The organism is Coprococcus sp. BIOML-A2 (assembly GCF_009875795.1).
GTDB lineage: Bacteria > Bacillota > Clostridia > Lachnospirales > Lachnospiraceae > Coprococcus > Coprococcus aceti.
In genome coordinates this window covers 32,379-50,307 of the sequence record NZ_WWSI01000006.1, presented here as the reverse complement: position 1 = coordinate 50,307, position 17,929 = coordinate 32,379, and the positions used below count along the sequence as shown (strand labels likewise).

Genomic DNA, 17,929 nt, shown 5'->3' with positions numbered 1-17,929 from the left:
CATGTGTGCATAGCTCAGCTGGATAGAGCACTTGGCTACGGACCAAGGTGTCGGGGGTTCGAATCCTCTTGCGCACGTGACAGAAGCTGTCTGAATTATTTCAGGCAGCTTTTTTGTTTCATCAAAACTACTTTATAACAGCCAAATATTATTCATAAAAAAGCCAGGGGAGCGGCTATAAGCTTTATTTACATAAAGTGCTACTCCCTGCTCCCCAGATATTCTTCCACCTTCTCCGGCGTATCCAGTCTCAGCCGTACAATAGTCATCATGATCATGTATCGCAGGACTTCCTTTAATATCTCTTCGTCAAACTGCGACTTCATATTTTCCGGATACGCATGTACGAGAAAATGCACATTGTAGGCATCGCCCTGTCTTGAGATAAATGCACTCACATAGAGGCCATTCATGACCGCTGTTATGATGTCGTCATCCGTGATCTGTATATTTATCTTATACATCTTTGATATAAACTTTACCGTCTTGTCTTCTTTTACGAGAAAACGCCTGTCTGTAATCTCTCCTATGGAAAAGTTCTGTTTATGGAGTGTTATCGCCTGCAGGAATTCTGATTCCCTGTCATTCTCAATTATATAATCATATATATCATTAGGTGTGTATGCCATATTGTTCAAGTTATCCTTTCATCTATTTGTCTATATGCTAAGCGCTTTTGTCTATCACTCGTCCGGAGTCGTCACGTCACACTGCCCATCGTAAGTCCGATCACAAATACCACAAATGCACCAATCGTAAGCACATACCACTCGATAACACGGACTGTAAGTTCCCAGTCAGACGGCTCAACATCATACAGGTTTCTCACCCTGGGCCACATGGCCAATCTGAAAAGTTCATCTGGAAACAGCATACTTACGACCGCAATGATGCATATAATGATTCCGAATATATATAATACTATATTTCCTCTGTTTGTAGTCTGCGGACCAGTAATAAACTTCACTATTTCATAAATATCCGGCGGATTTGCATAATAATCTCCTAAAACCACATCAAAATCGTTGGTCATCGTGCCGTCCGCATTGTATACCATGTATCCATCTTTTGAGACAGCGCCTCTAAAAAACACCTTATCACCCGCCATGATCTTTACTCCGATATAATCATCAGATGATAACATGCCGTTTTCTGTCCCTACCGGTATGGCAGAATGATCCTCCATCCAGCTATATGGTCCATATGTTACGTCTCTATACCCATCTCCTGTAAATCGATGATAACACTTAAATTCTATGCTCTGGTCATCATATACTATGATACTTGTATGTCCATCTGTATATGTCACATTTCCCTGTTCTTCTTTTCGGGTCAGAAAGTCACCCCTGAATTCTATTCCCTTTATGGACATTATAATCGGATAAATTATGGAAAATGCTATGATCATTGCCACTATAATGCTCATCAGAACCTTTTGCGTCCTGGATAAATTCTTTATTCTCTCCATATACATTTCCCCCTTCGATCAGGAATTTTCTGTTATCTCCACGAGCTGCGAAACATACTCTGCAGATTTCAAATACATATCGACTGCCTATATTATCCTCCCATGCTATCCGCAGCCCCTGACTATTGCCCGCGCACGCCTAGAACAGATCCAGCGTATTGTCAAGATATATCTCTTCTCTTACCCTCAGCTGGTACTCTGGCTTTGTCATATAGTATAACAGAAATTCCAGCACTATGGCACTTCCAAGACCTCTTCCCTCTATCTTGAAATTGGAAAATCCCATCGGCAGGTAAATGTTCCTTATATCATCTATACCTATAAATCCGGGATTCTCCATCGCTTTTGAGAAACGATAGCCACCTGCTGCGTTCGGCGATGTACAGTGGTGAATTGATTTCTCACCGAGAGCCATACGGCTCACATCCTCATAGCAGGCTTTCCTGTCCTGACAGGAGAACCAACAGCATTCGTTGCACAGGAATTCCACCTTGTCTTTCTGCTTTTGCGAAAGCGCCCCCAGCCTGTCAAATGCTTTGTTCAGCCGGAAATCCGGCACAACATATCGGAATTCATCCCGGTCAAGCTCTGCCGAAAACTGGTCAAAGTCCGTAATGACCTTTGTTGTAGATGAAACCATATATAGTCCCGGATAGTTCTCCTGCAGATAGTCAAGCAACAACTCCGAATGGACTATGACACCGTTTTGAATATCACCCTTCTCAAACGCTCTGCACAAATCATTACACCGTTTATCCGCAAGATGTTCCGGTCTTAACAATGAGTTGCTGAAGGTCAGCCTCGCCGATATTCCATACCCGCTCATAAGTTCCAGCACATCTCTGGCACCGCTGTCGCCATATCCTGCTCTGCCGCCACCCCAGAGGCAGTCACCCGGTGCGCCATACACCGAGCCGATATCACACCAGTCGTAAAAATATTCCCTGTGCTCACGGTATAGTGGCAGGAATACCTTGTACAGCTCGTAGAATTCAAAAAGTCCGGGCAGATGGTAATGTGCCTTGTATTCTGTTTTGTTATTACCTGTCTCTGGCTTTGATCTGCCAGACAATGGCTCATTCCCCATAGTGTTCATTTTCCTGTTTTTCTTTCAGTTCCCATATGTTATCTTAGCTTCCGCATACTGTCTACAATTATATAAAAGTTCTTCATCTGTTGCAAACCATGTTTAGGATATTGTATATTTGAAAGAGTCACCGACCACCCAAAGATCAAAAAGAGGAAGAACGTCGATGCGGAGCTGGACAAGTTTCTGTAGGCAATACAAACAAACTGCAACGGAGGTTATTATTTATTATGGGGAATACATTCAGGGAAGTTAAGTGTTTCAAATGCGGACACATTTTTATGTGGCAGAAAGATGGTATAGACTATCAGTCTGAATATCGTCTGGAAAGCACCAGCGAACTGCTGGGAATTGCGGCATGTCCTAAATGCGGAACGGATATGTTGGTAATTCCGCATGTTCTTGAGGGAATCTCTAAAGATTCAAATGGAATTGTGGAATCAGGGATACGGGGAATATAAAGGCAAAAACAACCGGGTATGTTTCTTCCTGAACATGCCCGATTATTTTTTATATGGGAATATCCTACTCATCTGGATTTACGATGGCGCCTATCTTAAACTCTCTGCCGTCCTTTTGCCACTGTCTGTACTCCGCTGTAGCGGCAAAGAGTACATCTCCCGATGAGTTGATTGCCGTCTCAAGTGAATCCTGGACCACTCCGATGATCATTCCGACAGCAACAGCCTGCATGGATATATCCTGTGGGATTCCAAACAGCGAGCACGCCATAGGAATGAGCAACAGCGAACCTCCCGCAACACCTGAGGCACCGCACGCGCCAAGGGTTGCCATAAGACTGAGCATGAGTGCTGTCGGAACGTCAACCGACACTCCCATGGTATTTGCAACGGAAAGCGCCATTATAGTTATAGTGATGGCGGCACCATCCATATTGATGGTCGCGCCAAGCGGTATGGATACCGAATACACATCCGGGTCAAGTCCAAGTCTATTGCAAAGTGACATGTTCACTGGGATATTTGCCGCAGAACTTCTGGTGAAGAACGCCGTCACACCTGACTCTCTGAGACATCTCCACGCAAGTGGATATGCATTTCTCCTTAAGACGATAGTCGCAAGGAGCGGATCTACGATCAATGCAACCGTAAGCATGGCGCCCACAAGCACAAGCAGCAATCTGCCATATTCCTTGAATATCGACAATCCACTCTCCGATACTGTCGTGAACACAAGTCCCATGATTCCAAATGGTGCGCACCCGATGATCCACCTCACGACGGTTGATACCGCATCCGATATGGATACAAGTGCAGATTTTATAGACTTGCTTGTCCGTCGCATGGCAAGTCCAAACAAAAGTGCCCATGCAAGTATGCAGAGATAATTTGCGTTGAGTATCGCATTTACGGGATTATCGGTGATGTTGAGCAAAAGATTCTGGAGGACCTCCATGATTCCCGATGGGACGACATCCGCCTGATATGATTCAAGGTTCAGTGTCATGGTTACAGGGAAAATAAAACTTGCGCTCACCGCCACTACCGCTGCGCATAGCGTGCTGAGCATATACATGATCGTCACCATACGGAACTGCTGGCCATTTCCCTTTCCTGCATTTGCAATTGAGCTGATGACAAGGGCAAACACCAGTATCGGCGCAATTGCCTTGAGCGCCCTGACGAACATGGTTCCGATCAGGCCTATTCCCGTTGCCCCCGGCACCAGAAGTCCCAGCACCGCACCGATCACTATTCCAACCAATATCTTCGCGATCAGCGACACCCTATTCCACATCTCTACAATCTTTTTCATGAATCTAACTCCTAACTATATCTATATTTCTGCTTTTTAACATACATTTTCTTTAGCATTCTTCTTTCTCAGAAGAAGTATCCTCACGAGCAAAAACACTGGGAATATAACTCCCGCAAGGATTCCGCGTTTCTTAATAGTATCATATATCGATCAGGCTTGTATATAACAGATTTCATAACACAAAAAGCGGCGAACAGATTCTTGCTTCTGTTCGCCGCCACTTCACTTCTATAATACTCTATTTTATGACCAGACTTCCTCTGCTATCTCCTTAACGAGCTTGAGCTTTGCCCACTGCTCATCCTCTGTCAGCTTGTTTCCGATCTCACACGATGCAAATCCACACTGAGGGCTCAGGCATAATCTGTCAAGTGGTACATACTTTGCAGCCTCATAGATCCTTGCAATGACCTTCTCCTTATCCTCAAGAACCGGAGATTTTGTTGTGATAAGTCCGAGCACAACCTTCTTGTTCTCTGAAACCTTTGCAAGAGGTGCAAATCCGCCTGATCTCTCATCATCATACTCAAGGAACAGCGCATCCACATTCTCATTTGCAAATACATAATCTGCAACTGTGTCATAAGGACCGCTGGTGAAGAATGTTGAGTGGTAATTTCCTCTGCAGATATGTGAAGTGATGACCATATCCTCCGGCTTTCCTTCAAGGGCAAGATTGTTCACTGCAAGCAGCTCTTTCTTGACATCCTCAAGTGATATTCCAAGTGCCTTATATCTCTGCTTTGCGGCATCCCCCACTATGGCGCCCCATGTACAATCGTCAAGCTGAAGATTTCGACAACCTGCATCATAGAACTGCTTAATAACATCCTGATAAGCCTTTCCAATGTCCTGGATAAGCTCCTCATTTGTAGGATAGAACTTCCTTGTGTTTGCAATATTGTCAGGGACTATCATCTGCTGAAATGTCTGTGCAGGAGCCGGTATCGTATACTTTGCAACTGTATTCTCATCCTCGAACTGCTTTAAGAACTTGAAATATTCAACAAATGGATGAGCCTTTGCCTTTATCTTACCTACAAGATACGTATCATCAAGAACCGCAAGCTCTGCATCGAATTTCACACCATTTCCAGTGTTCTCATGGGCAACTCCATCAAGTCCCCACATAAAGTCAAGATGCCAGAATGTTCTTCTGAACTCGCCATCTGTGATCGCATGGAATCCAAGTTCCTTCTGCTTTGCAACGACCTTGGTAATCTCCTCATTAACAACTTTGTCGAACTCCTCCTTGGTGATCTTTCCGTCCCTGTATGCTGCCTTCGCATCCTTGAGTGCCTGTGGTCTCAGAAAGCTTCCTACAAAATCGTATCTGAAAGGTGTCTGTAATTTGCTCATATGTCTTTATCCTCCGTAGTGTTTTCTCGTTTTCTTAACTTGAGGATATTCTAGCAGGATAGGCTGTCCATGGAAAATACTATTATTTTGAGGCTTGCCATAGTTTTAAGCTATGGGTATCTATAAATCCTTTAACTCCACTGCGAGTTATACAAATCCGCATAGAATCCATTCTGCGCCATGAGCTCATCATGGTTACCCTGCTCTATGATATCACCGTCCTTCATAACAAGGATGATGTCTGCATTCTTGATGGTTGACAGTCTGTGGGCTATGACAAAGCTTGTCCTGCCCTTCATCAGATTGTCCATGGCTCTCTGAATCCTGTGTTCTGTTCTCGTATCGACTGACGATGTAGCCTCATCGAGGATCAGGACCGGATTGTCAGCAAGAATTGCTCTTGCGATAGTTAAGAGCTGTTTCTGTCCCTGGGAGATATTTGTTATCTCCTCATTGAGCTCCATGTTGTATCCACCCGGAAGTGTCGAGATAAATCTATGTGCATGGGCTGCCTTTGCCGCTGCGATGACTTCCTCATCCGTGGCATCCAGTCTTCCGTATCTGATATTCTCCATGATAGTGCCCTTGAACAGCCATGTATCCTGAAGCACCATGCCAAATACATCCCTGAGCTCACGTCTGTTGAAGTCCTTAATATTGTGTCCATCCAGAAGTATAGCACCGCCATTCACGTCGTAGAATCTCATGAGCAGCTTGACCATGGTGGTCTTGCCCGCTCCGGTAGGTCCGACTATAGCTACCTGCTGTCCTGGTTTTACATGGGCTGAGAAATCCTTGATGATGATCTGATCCGGATTGTAGCCAAACTTTACATGTTCAAATGTAACTTCACCCTTGATTCCCTCTGTGGATACAGGATTCTCTACTATCTGCTCCTCTTCTTTCTCTTCAAGAAGTTCAAATACTCGCTCAGCGGCTGCTGCCATCTGCTGCATCATATTTGTGACCTGGGCAACCTGCTGAACAGGCTGTGTGAGGTTCTTCACGTACTGTATAAATGCCTGGATATCACCTATCTGGATAGTTCCTCTGATCGCCAGAGCCGCACCTGATATGGCAACTGCCACATAGCCCAGATTACCGACAAACATCATAATAGGCTGCATCAGTCCTGAGAAGAACTGTGACTTCCATGCTGACTTGTACAGAGTCTCATTTGTCTCATGGAACTCTCTTCTAACGTCGTTCTCCTTATTGAACGCTTTTATGACATTGTGTCCGCCATACACCTCTTCAACCTGACCGTTTATGTGTCCCACGTATTCCTGCTGCTGCTTGAAGAATCTCTGGGATTTCTTGATGACAAACATCATGAGCATGATACTTATCGGAAGTATCAGCACTGATATAAGTGTCATAAGCGGGCTGATCGTGAGCATCATCACGATTACACCGATGACCGTACTAACCGATGTGATGAGCTGTGTGATACTCTGGTTCAGACCATTTCCCATGGTGTCTATATCATTTGTGATCCTTGAAAGTACCTCGCCATAGGTTCTGCTCTCAAAGTAGCTCATCGGCATCCTGTTGATCTTCTCGGACACCTCACGTCTCATCCTGTAGCACACCTTCTGTGTGATACCGGTCATGATGAAGCCCTGTACAAAACTAAATGCCACACTCAGCACATACAGACCAAGACAGAACAGCAATATCTTACCGATATACGTGAAATCAATTCCGCCGTTGCCTGTTATCTTGTTCATGATTCCCTCAGACAGGGCTGTTGTTGCCTTGCCGAGTACCTTCGGACATACTACGTTGAATACCGTACTTCCAATTGCAAATATAGCAACGACAACAACCGCTGCCTTGTACTTGCCTATGTATCTGAATAACTTTCCTATCGTTCCCTTGAAGTCCTTGGCTTTCTCGCCGCCCATCATAGGACCGTGGCCTCTTCTAGGGCCTCTGAAACTTCTCTGATTATTTGTCTGATTCTGTTCTGCCATGTCCTACACCTGCCTTTCTGAGTCAGTTCCAAGACTGGCCGCTATCTCCGATGGAGAAAGCTGTGACTCGGCTATCTGCCTGTACTCCTCACAGGTCTGCATGAGTTCTTTGTGAGTTCCCTTGCCGACTATCGTACCCTCGTCAAGCACAAGTATCTGATCTGCTGAGAGTATAGTGCTTACACGCTGTGCAACGATAAATACCGTGCTGTCATTTACGTGCTCGCCAAGTGCCTTTCTGACTGCCACATCCGTCTTGAAATCAAGCGCCGAAAAGCTGTCGTCAAATATCAGGATCTTCGGCTTTCTCGCTATGGCTCTGGCTATAGCAAGACGCTGTTTCTGACCACCGGACACATTTCCACCGCCCTGAGCAACCGCACTGTCGTAACCGTGCTCCTTCTCCTCTATGAAGTCGGATGCCTGGGCAATCTCAGCTGCAAGCTTGACATCTTCATCAGATGCATCTGGTGCACCGAATCTTATATTGGACGCAATCGTTCCCGAGAACAGAATTCCCTTCTGCGGAACAAAACCGATATTCTGTCTCACGCTCTCCATGGTGAGGTCTCTTATATCCTGTCCGTCTATCGTTATCGAGCCCTCCGTAACATCATAGAATCTCGGGAGGAGCTGAACCAGTGTACTCTTACCACAACCGGTACTTCCTATGATCGCCGTAGTCTGTCCAGGCTTGGCCTCAAATGAGATATTCTCAAGTACATTCTCATCTGCGCCCGGATATGCAAATGCGACATTGTCATACTTTACGACACCCCTTGGTGCTTCAAGCTTCTTTGCTCCGGCTGCATCCTGAACTGTCACATCCGTATCTATGATCTCCTGTATTCTGTCTGCTGCCACGCTGGCACGAGGGAGCATGACTGACATCATGCTGAGCATAAGGAATGACATAATGATAAGCATTGTATATGTAATAAATGCAGTCATTGATCCTACCTGAAGGACACCCGCATCGATCTTGTGGGCTGCCACCCACTCTATAAGTATGCTTATGGCATACATGATGAACATGAGTATAGGCATTGCAAATGTCATGACTCTGTTGACGAACAAGGTGTTCTTCGTCAGGTCTTTATTTGCCTCATCGAACCTCTCTTCCTCGCGTTCCTCTCTGCCAAATGCCCTGATAACCGGGATACCTGTAAGTATCTCTCTTGACACAAGGTTTACTCTGTCCACCAGTGTCTGCATAACTTTAAACTTTGGCATGGCAATGACCATAAGCGTTCCCATGAGGATCACAACTGCTGCTATACCGATGAATATTACCCAGCCCATTCCGGCTCCGTTCTCAACAACCTTGACGATTCCTCCAATAGAAAGTATCGGTGCATATAGAACCATTCTGAGCATCATAACTGTAACCATCTGTATCTGCTGGACATCATTTGTAGATCTCGTTATAAGAGATGCAGTTGAGAACTTGTTGATCTCAGCATCCGAAAATGCGATAACCTTGTTGAACACCTTCTCTCTGAGTCCGCAGGCAACGCTTGCCGCAACCCTTGACGCCACAAGTCCTATGAGAACCGCAGCTGCTGCCATGAGAAGTGACATTCCAAGCATCTTCACCGCTGCCCACTTCAGATATGACATCTGTCCTGCCTTATAATCGTAGCCAAAGCTGTCGTAGCATATTCTTGTACATGCTATGGCTGTGGATTCCATATAATCCTCACCCATGCTGTCGAGCATGCCATCAACAGTAGGCTTCATCTGTTCACCGATCTGCGCCCACATCTCCTCCGGCATCTCGTCAAGGGTGATTCCCATCTTGTCAAGTCCTGCCTTGATCTCATTGTCCTCGTCAGAGTTCACCGTCTGATATGGATAGTAATACATCATAAGCCCCTTCATACAGGCACTATCCACTTCGTCTATGTGTTCCTCGCCGTCTTCTGTCAGGTAATAATAACCATCCGAACCATCTTTATAATATTTCTCCCATACGGCTTTCTCATCGTCATCCATAAATCCGTCTATCACTTTGTAGGCTTTCTCCGGGATCTGTTTCGGACTGCAGTTCTCTATACCGTAGTTCTGTATACCGGTATCTATGAGCTTTGAGGTGTAGTCCGGAAGTGACAGATCACAGTATGCCTGCAGAACGAGAAGCAGGGCTATGATAATGACCGACTTCCAATACGGCTTCAGATTTCTGAATATCTGCATGTCATTTCCTCCTTGAACAATTATTGATCAGATGAATGTATCCCCCTCTAGTCTTTCTATGTGCACAACATAACATCACCTGTACCGGATCGCTCCCGCTCATTTCGGCCTACAGCGGTACTAAGAACCGGTGGCCTCAAATGTCCTGTACAGGTGATGTTATGTTGTACACGTTAATATACATTATGCAGGGATACATTCATCTGATATCTACGCTTTCTTCTGACGGAGAAAATGCCATGCTTTAGCTGACGTTGTTTTCCCCTTTACATTTCCAAGCGTATTCTTACTTTATTTGAATATCTTTGAAAGTTTATCATTGCATATATTCTCAGTCAATTAAATATCTATAAAGATTTAATAATTTTTATGACAAAAAACCGGCAGCCGCTGTTCTCCAGCAACTGCCGTTTTTTCCCCGTTTCTTCTGACTTTCAATCTAAGCCAGCTTTATCCGCTCCGCCGCATCTCTTGTTATAGCAAGTCTTTTTCCCTTTGCCTTGATTATCACATTGCCAAAGTAAGACGATACGACTTGCACCTGATCTCCGGTCTCAAGCTGACATGCGCCGAACAGTGATCTGTCCGCACAATTCCAGGCTATCTCACCTGAGAAACCGTTTACTGCATCTGATAATGACATCACAGTAACCACCCCTTCAAAATAATAGATTTCATGAATCATCTTATGTATCAACGCACTATCCCACTATCCGATATACAATTTATCTTTCGTTTCTTCTATTGTCTACACAATTATAACTCTTCAGGGTCGGTGCAAGTCAATTCTAATTGTTAGTATATGGGGCTAATCTTTCTTACACCGAACTAACTTGGATACACAAAAACCCCACCGACATCCGACTTACCATCAGACATCAGTGGGGTTATAATGTTCTCAATATTTATTATCTTACACCGAATTACTCGATCATTACTCGATTACCTTGAGCCATCCCTCTGGGCCTTCGATTCTGCCCATCTGGATTCCTGTAAGAGTATCATACAGCTTCTGGATAACTGGTCCCATCTTCTCCATACCGCTTGGGAAGCAGATCTCCTTGCCGTGATCGTTGATCTTGCCTACAGGTGAGATAACTGCTGCTGTACCGCACAGACCGCACTCTGCAAAATCCTTAACCTCATCGAAGTATACTTCTCTCTCCTCAGCCTCAAGTCCAAGGATATCCTTTGCAACTACCATCAGTGAACGTCTTGTGATCGATGGGAGGATACTGTTTGACTTAGGTGTAACTACCTTGCCGTCCTTTGTAACGAAGATGAAGTTTGCTCCACCTGTCTCCTCAACCTTTGTTCTTGTAGCTGCATCGAGATACATATTCTCATCGAATCCCTCTTTGTGTGCTGTAACTATTGCATGAAGGCTCATTGCATAGTTAAGACCAGCCTTGATGTGTCCTGTTCCGTGAGGTGCTGCTCTATCGAAATCTGAAACCTTGATTGTGATAGGCTTTGCACCGCCCTTGAAGTAAGGACCAACTGGTGTTGTGAGGATTCTGAACTGATACTCGTCTGCCGGCTTAACACCTATAACTGGATTTGAACCGAACATATATGGTCTGATATATAATGTAGCACCTGATCCGTAAGGTGGTACATAATCAATATTTGCCTTTACTGTATCTACTATTGCCTGTACAAATCTATCCTCTGGGAAAGGTGGCATCTCAAGTCTTCTTGCTGAGTCTGCCATTCTGCTTGCGTTGAGGTCAGGACGGAAACATACAACACGTCCATCCTCTGTTCTGTAAGCCTTCATTCCCTCGAAAACTGTCTGAGCGTACTGAAGAACACCTGCGCACTCGTTTAATACTACGTTAGGATCCTCTGTGAGTGTACCCTCATCCCATGCTCCATCCTTATAATTTGCTACAAATCTCTTATCTGTCTGAACATAGCCAAATCCAAGGTTTGCCCAATCGATATTCTTCTTATCCATATCTAAATCTTCCTTTCACTTTAGCTTGTGCTTTTTTATATGTGTCTGTTATATCACATTATTTCGCCTTTTTCCATATATATATTGAACATTTGCTTGAAAAATTAAGGTTTTTCTTCCAAAAACGGCTAATTTTTTCATGTTACAATGTACAATTTGATGATTTTCCCAAGTTACAAGCTTGTCTACTTCAACTTATTACCCTCTGAGAAAGCATCGCCAACCCTGTCGCCGAGTGCAAAATATCCATGTCCGATGGTGTCAAACACGATCGGATGGAACTCTTCATATGTGATCTCGCCGTCATCGCCCAGGATACGGTCGTCTGCAACAACATTTACAATCTCGCCGAGGAACTTGTCCCCGTCTATGATCTCCTTGAGCTTGCACTCCATTGTCAGTGAAAGCTCGTTGATGACTGGAGCATTTACAAACTCGCTCTTTCTGGTTGTAAAACCAGCCTTCTTCATCTTGTCTGGCTCGTCATTTGCCGACACGATTCCCACATAGTCACAGGCTGCCACATGCTCTGCATCAGCAATGGCAACTGTGAACGCTTTGTTCAGCTTTATATTCTCGGTAGTCTTATGACTTCCAAGGTCAAATATGATCTCATTTGCTCCGACTATTCCGCCCCATGCCGCATTCATGACATTTGCATTGCCATCGGCATCGTATGTTCCGATCATCATGACCGGTTGTGGCACCAGCATAGGTTTTGCACCAAGATTCTTACTCATATTATCTGCCTCCTTAATTTGAAGAAACCTACCTTTCTATTTTATGACTACTGCCATCTAAGGGCAATATTTTTCTGGCTAAAATATTATTTTCCACATGCATATAAGCACCACCAGGAACAGCACATTTGCAAATGTGAAATATGCCAGATATCTTCCTCTGGCGCCCTTGTCCTGTCTCGCCACGTATTTGAATGAGATCAGACTTGCCATGGACGCAATCAAAGTTCCGAGTCCTCCGAGATTGGTACCGACTATCAGATCTGTGTATTTATCTGTAAATCCCGACAATAACACCGCCGCTGGCACATTACTTATGACCTGACTTGCAAGTACTGATGTGATCATCTCATGCCCGCCAAGAACACTCTCCACAAATGTCCTAAATCCTTCTATTCTTCCCATGTTTCCGATAAACACGAAGAATCCCACAAATGTGAATATCAGCGAATAGTCTACCTGCAGCAGCAATCTTCTCTGGCATATAAGGACTACCACAAGCACTACCGCAAATGTCACCCAGTATGGGACGATCCGCGCCACGGTGAGCAGCGACAGCACAAATAGTATGCTATATATACCCACCAGCTTCCTGTTCACCTGTATATCACCGCCTGAAAGTCTGATCTCAAGCTGCCTGTTTTTTCCTTTCATGCATACTATGACACATATCACAAGAAGCACTGCCGATGCCACTGTATATGGCAGCATGAGCAATACAAACCTGCCTGCGCTGATCCCTGCAAGTCCGTACAGATACAGGTTCTGCGGATTGCCTATGGGTGTCAGCATACTGCCAAGGTTCGCAGCTATGGTCTGGAGGGTTATCACCGGCACCATCCATCTGGTGAGTACTTCCTCTCCTGCCATACCAAGGACCGTGAGTGTCATCGGTACAAATGTTATGAGCGACACATCATTTGTGATAAACATGCTGAAAAAGAAACACATGAATATCAGGACAATTGTCACCGCCCGGAGCGAACCCATACGATTTATCATACTTTTCGCTATGATGCCAAACATCCCCTGCTGTGAAAATCCCGCGACCACTGTCATAAGACAGAAAAGTATCGCAAGTGTCCTGAAATCTATGTAGTCCACATACGCGCTGTCCGGAGGCACGATAAATGCCGATATCACCGCCAGCAGAAGTGCCACGGTGAGCACTGTCTCTTTGCGGACAAATTCTCCGATTTTCTTTATACCCCCGATCATGGTCTGAATGTCCTGAGTGCCTCTATAGTCTTGGTGATCAATTCATCAAGTGACCAACCAAGCATATCTGCACCTCTTTCGATGACCTCCCTGGAGCATCCCGCAGCAAATCCCTTGCTCTTGTATTTCTTCTTAACTGACTTGAGTTCCAGATCCTGAACACTCTTTGATGGTCTCATGAGTGTAACCGCTCCGATAAGTCCTGTAAGCTCGTCCACAGCATAGAGAACCTTCTCCATCTCATGTTCTGGTTTTATGTCAACCGTGATACCATAGCCATGGCTTGCCGTCGCATGTATGATTCTCTCATCGACACCGTGCTCTCTCATGATCTCCTGGGACTTGATGCAGTGCTGCTCAGGATACTGTTCAAAGTCCAGATCGTGAAGCAGTCCGACTATTCCCCAGAACTCTTCCTCATCGCCATAACCAAGCTCCCTTGCAAAATACCTCATGGTTCCCTCTACGATCTGTGCATGCTCCAGATGGAACTCATCCTTGTTGTACTCTGTGAGTAATTCCCACGCTTCTTCTCTTGTCATCTTTGTCTCCTCCTCGTATTATATAGTAGTAAATTTATTTTCTTGCATATCTCTTCATTTTTTGCAGAAAAAATTCACACGCCTCTGATTCTGTTTCAAACAATTTAATACCATATCTATCTAAGCCGTGCAGGTCTGCACACACGTGCCGACATCTGTTCCTTAAGTTCTGTGATCTTTGCGGCACACGTCGTCAGATTCGCCGCAGCATTTTCAGGCTTCATCGCCGTTCTCACCTGCTCCGGATCACTGTCATCTATCCCAAGCACATTGTTTACTGCATAGCACTCATTGAACACTCCTTCTTTGACGCAGTTCTCCGCGCCATCCCCAAGACATCCTCCTATGGCGATCACATATTTGCCGTGTTTCTTTGCAAGCTTTGCGACTCCCAATGGGGTCTTGCCCATCATGGTCTGGGCATCTATCCTGCCCTCACCGGTTATGACAATATCTGCCCACTCTACATCCGCCTCAAGCCCTATCTCTGACAGAACTATATCTATTCCCGGCATAAGTTTTCCACCTAGGAACATGAGAAACGCATATCCAAGTCCGCCCGCAGCGCCAGCACCCGGAGTGTTTCTGTCAGACTTTCCCTCAGCTGATCTTTCCACAACGTCAGCATAGTTTTTCATGTAGCCATCCATGATTTCCACCATCTCCGCATCTGCACCCTTCTGCGGTGCAAATACACGGCTGCACCCTAGCTCCCCCACAAGGGGATTAGTCACGTCACAGGCGATACTAAATGTACAGCGTGATAGTCTGGATGCAAAGTCATCATCATCTACACATGACTCATCGACAGCACCTGCACCAGATATCGCAGCAGTGCCTACAATTGGCGTATCGACAGGATCTGCTACAGCCAGCTCTGATGAATTCTTACGGACAAGCATCTTCCCCGGAATAACAATCCTTTCAAGGACTCCAAGCCCCTCTGCCCCATATGGCACCTCATGACCATCCGCATCAAGACAGTAAAATCCAAGAGCCTGAAGCATTCCTATCCCGCCGTCATTCGTTGCACTACCACCTATCCCGATGATAAAACGCTCACATCCCTTTGAAACGGCATCATTTATCATCTCACCGACACCATATGTAGTCGTATGCATCGGATCTCTCCGGTTCTCCGGAACAAGTGGAAGCCCCGCCGCCGCTGCCATCTCCATGACAGCAGTTCGCCCGTCTGCGGCATTATATATTGTATATTCCGCAGTGATCCTATCACCAAGCGGTCCGGTCACATAACATCGCTCTCTGCTGACACCATCTCTTCCATATATAAGAGCATCAGTAGTGCCCTCTCCGCCATCAGCCACAGGGCGTACCCTGACCTCTGTATCCGGTAATATTGACTTTATTCCTTTTTTTATGGCATTCCCCGCTTCAAGACTCGTCATGCTTCCCTTGAAAGAGTCAACCGCCACAAGTATCTTCTTCATAATAACTCCTGTCTGTATACTGAAGCACCAGTCATCCATCTTTGTACATGGCTGAAGCTTCACATCGCCTTTGTATATTATAATACCATCTGCAATTTTTGCACACAAAAAGTGGGGCGTATACAAAACTGTTGTTATGTTCTGTATACGCCCCGTTGTTCAAAAGGATGTTATTAAGCTATTTTACTTTAACTGATTTCGCCTTGCTCCACGCAGAGTAAAATGTCACTGACTTTCCATTTATCTTTACTGTCTTGTAGGTTCTCACACGTACATAATATGTCTTTCCACTCGCAAGCTTCCTGACACTTGTTCTGATCGTCTTGTTCTTGCTTACAGTCTTTACCTTTGTGCCTCTTCTGAAATTCTTATTTGCACAATACTGTAACTGGTAACCCGTTGTCTGTGTCATCTGCTTGTTCCATCTGACTGTCATGCTGCCCTTGCCGGACGCAGTCGCAGCAATGGTGGTTCCCTTCGGATTTATGGTGAAATACATTGTCTTCGAATCCTTATATTTATTTCCGCACAATGTGACCTTGACCGAATATTTTCCTACATTTTTTCTCCCCGCACTGTAGGTGGCCTTGTAATCCTTATTCTTTGTCAGAATATTCCCAGCGGCATCTTTTACTGTAACCGCCGGTGTTCTGACCTTTCCATTATATACATACGAAGCCGCATTAAGCTTAATTGTAGACACCTTGGATATTCTGGATGTCGAAAGCTTTTTGCCGCATGACCTACACGTTGTGGTGATGACGCCAGCCTTCGACATTGTTGCTTTTGTTGTCACAGTGTTCACCTTTGTGGCGTGCTTACATACGGTCGTCTTTGCTGTGAGGACGCCAGACGCGGCATTACTATACACCACGTAAGTGTTCTGTATATATTCAAGCTCACCGGATACCTTGTAACCCTGTGACAACATATACTCATTGCTGTAATACTGGTCTCTTGTAAATGAAACATTGTCTTCTGACTTCTCCACCATATAATATGATGACACATTTCCATACTTGTCTGTCACATCGCCAAGTACACCTGCTATGTCATATTTGAAATATGCATAATCTTTGTAGTTATTATCTATTGAATTATATAAAAATACACACTTATCGCCCGTCTTCTCCTCAATGTACACATATGCAGGTGAAGAGGATCTTAAAGAATATCCGGCAACAGATTCTTGTGTATCGGTGTATCCACACTCCTCAGCGTTGAATGTACCCTCTGTAGTCTTCAGCTCATGCATATAATACTTTCCATCGTTTCCTGGTATAGGCATGAGCTCATACTCTGTATATATACGCACATTCTCTGCCTTTATCGTTCCATCTGGATTATACTCGGTACGCACCCCCTCCGTCACAGTATACAATTTCTTATCATCAGCTTTTTTGTACACCTGACAAATGTCACCTTCACCGCTCAGATCAATCTCTATGCTCTGTATCTGCTCATAGTTCATTCTGGTTGCCTGTGTCTTCTGAAGACCTGTCAAACCATTTACAGCAAAACAATCTGCAACCGTTGTGTTCATGGCCAGAACAAGGTTGCCATCCGTCTTTCCCGCAAATGCGTGTACCTCAGCATTTCCGCTTATCTTGAAGTATGATCTTGTTCCCTCCGGCTGTAAAACTATTGCGTCAGTTGACTTCTGCTTCTCGTTGACATACAATTTACCGTCACCAACGATTTCCACAGAACCGCCATATCCATCTCCCCATGCATACAATGCACTTACATGACTCGTTCCCACGAGCTTGATCTTAAAATCATCGCCCATCATATTGGTAACGACCCTGTAATCCGGCAAATTACAATTGGTGAGTGTCAAAGTGTTCGTACTCTTGTCATACACCGCACCTTTGGCACTGGTAGTTGTTCCTGCCTGCGGAGTCCTGAAGCTGTACACATATATCGCTTCGTTATTATCCGGATTGTAGAACTCAACATATGCAAAGCTCCACTCCTCATCCTCACACGGGCCATTGTTTGCGGCCATCGCCGCGACACCGCCTACCGTCAGAATAAAAATAAACGACAGCAGAAATGTCAATCTCCTGAAATGCTTCATAGTCATTCCCCCTTCTATGATATTCTTCGTCTACAGGTAAGTAACTCACCTGTTGTTTTATGTCATAGATTAT

The 17,929-nt window shown here is 45.0% G+C and carries 15 protein-coding genes and 1 tRNA gene; 2 read left to right on the top strand and 14 right to left on the bottom strand.

Annotation, left to right across the window (positions count from 1 at the left end; translation table 11 throughout):
• Positions 1-3: 3 nt before the first annotated feature.
• Positions 4-77: transfer RNA gene (locus tag GT575_RS12515), tRNA-Arg, on the top strand.
• Positions 78-200: 123 nt separating this feature from the next.
• On the opposite strand, the gene GT575_RS12510 is transcribed toward GT575_RS12515, so the two are convergent.
• The 3 genes from GT575_RS12510 to GT575_RS12500 all read right to left on the bottom strand — a co-directional run bounded on the left by GT575_RS12510 (position 201) and on the right by GT575_RS12500 (position 2,555).
• Positions 201-629, bottom strand: coding sequence for a hypothetical protein (locus GT575_RS12510; protein ID WP_004853714.1), 429 nt, complete (start codon positions 627-629; stop codon positions 201-203).
• Positions 630-700: 71 nt separating this feature from the next.
• Positions 701-1,468, bottom strand: coding sequence for a hypothetical protein (locus GT575_RS12505; protein WP_118649847.1), 768 nt, complete (start codon positions 1,466-1,468; stop codon positions 701-703).
• A 139-nt stretch (positions 1,469-1,607) separates the two neighbouring features.
• Positions 1,608-2,555 carry a hypothetical protein gene (locus GT575_RS12500; protein ID WP_243017714.1) on the bottom strand — a complete coding sequence of 316 codons (948 nt, stop codon included), beginning with the start codon at positions 2,553-2,555 and terminating at the stop codon, positions 1,608-1,610.
• A 230-nt stretch (positions 2,556-2,785) separates the two neighbouring features.
• Between GT575_RS12500 and GT575_RS12495 the strand changes: the two genes are divergently transcribed.
• Entirely contained in the window at positions 2,786-3,016 is a 231-nt protein-coding gene (locus GT575_RS12495) for a hypothetical protein (RefSeq protein ID WP_118649848.1), read from the top strand.
• Between the two features lie 64 nt (positions 3,017-3,080).
• Here the strand turns inward: GT575_RS12495 and sstT are convergent, their stop codons facing one another.
• The 11 genes from sstT to GT575_RS12440 all read right to left on the bottom strand — a co-directional run bounded on the left by sstT (position 3,081) and on the right by GT575_RS12440 (position 17,856).
• Entirely contained in the window at positions 3,081-4,331 is a 1,251-nt protein-coding gene (sstT, locus tag GT575_RS12490) for a serine/threonine transporter SstT (RefSeq protein WP_161172144.1), read from the bottom strand.
• A gap of 246 nt (positions 4,332-4,577) precedes the next feature.
• A complete protein-coding gene (locus GT575_RS12485; RefSeq protein ID WP_055147933.1) occupies positions 4,578-5,693 on the bottom strand; it encodes a 5-methyltetrahydropteroyltriglutamate--homocysteine S-methyltransferase in 1,116 nt (371 codons plus the stop codon).
• 131 nt (positions 5,694-5,824) lie between these two features.
• Positions 5,825-7,669 carry an ABC transporter ATP-binding protein gene (locus tag GT575_RS12480; protein ID WP_022216313.1) on the bottom strand — a complete coding sequence of 615 codons (1,845 nt, stop codon included), beginning with the start codon at positions 7,667-7,669 and terminating at the stop codon, positions 5,825-5,827.
• Positions 7,670-7,672: 3 nt separating this feature from the next.
• Complete coding sequence (locus tag GT575_RS12475; RefSeq protein ID WP_161172143.1) at positions 7,673-9,865, bottom strand: ABC transporter ATP-binding protein; 2,193 nt, start codon at positions 9,863-9,865, stop codon at positions 7,673-7,675.
• Positions 9,866-10,304: 439 nt separating this feature from the next.
• Complete coding sequence (locus GT575_RS12470) at positions 10,305-10,508, bottom strand: FeoA domain-containing protein (protein WP_022216311.1); 204 nt, start codon at positions 10,506-10,508, stop codon at positions 10,305-10,307.
• 291 nt (positions 10,509-10,799) lie between these two features.
• Positions 10,800-11,825: a branched-chain amino acid aminotransferase gene (locus GT575_RS12465; protein WP_004853734.1), complete on the bottom strand. Its 1,026-nt coding sequence runs from the start codon at positions 11,823-11,825 to the stop codon at positions 10,800-10,802.
• Between the two features lie 185 nt (positions 11,826-12,010).
• Positions 12,011-12,565 (bottom strand): flavin reductase family protein, encoded by a 555-nt coding sequence (locus GT575_RS12460; protein ID WP_015533453.1) that lies wholly within the window; start codon positions 12,563-12,565, stop codon positions 12,011-12,013.
• Between the two features lie 78 nt (positions 12,566-12,643).
• Positions 12,644-13,783, bottom strand: a complete 1,140-nt coding sequence (locus tag GT575_RS12455; protein ID WP_055147305.1) for an SLC13 family permease — start codon at positions 13,781-13,783, stop codon at positions 12,644-12,646.
• Entirely contained in the window at positions 13,780-14,325 is a 546-nt protein-coding gene (locus GT575_RS12450) for a domain HDIG (RefSeq protein ID WP_022216309.1), read from the bottom strand. The genes GT575_RS12455 and GT575_RS12450 overlap by 4 nt, the downstream gene beginning before the upstream one ends.
• 116 nt (positions 14,326-14,441) lie before the next feature.
• Positions 14,442-15,776, bottom strand: a complete 1,335-nt coding sequence (locus tag GT575_RS12445; protein ID WP_161172142.1) for a glycerate kinase family protein — start codon at positions 15,774-15,776, stop codon at positions 14,442-14,444.
• A gap of 178 nt (positions 15,777-15,954) precedes the next feature.
• On the bottom strand, positions 15,955-17,856 hold the full coding sequence (locus GT575_RS12440; RefSeq protein WP_161172141.1) for a fibronectin type III domain-containing protein: 1,902 nt from the start codon (positions 17,854-17,856) through the stop codon (positions 15,955-15,957).
• Positions 17,857-17,929 lie beyond the last annotated feature (73 nt).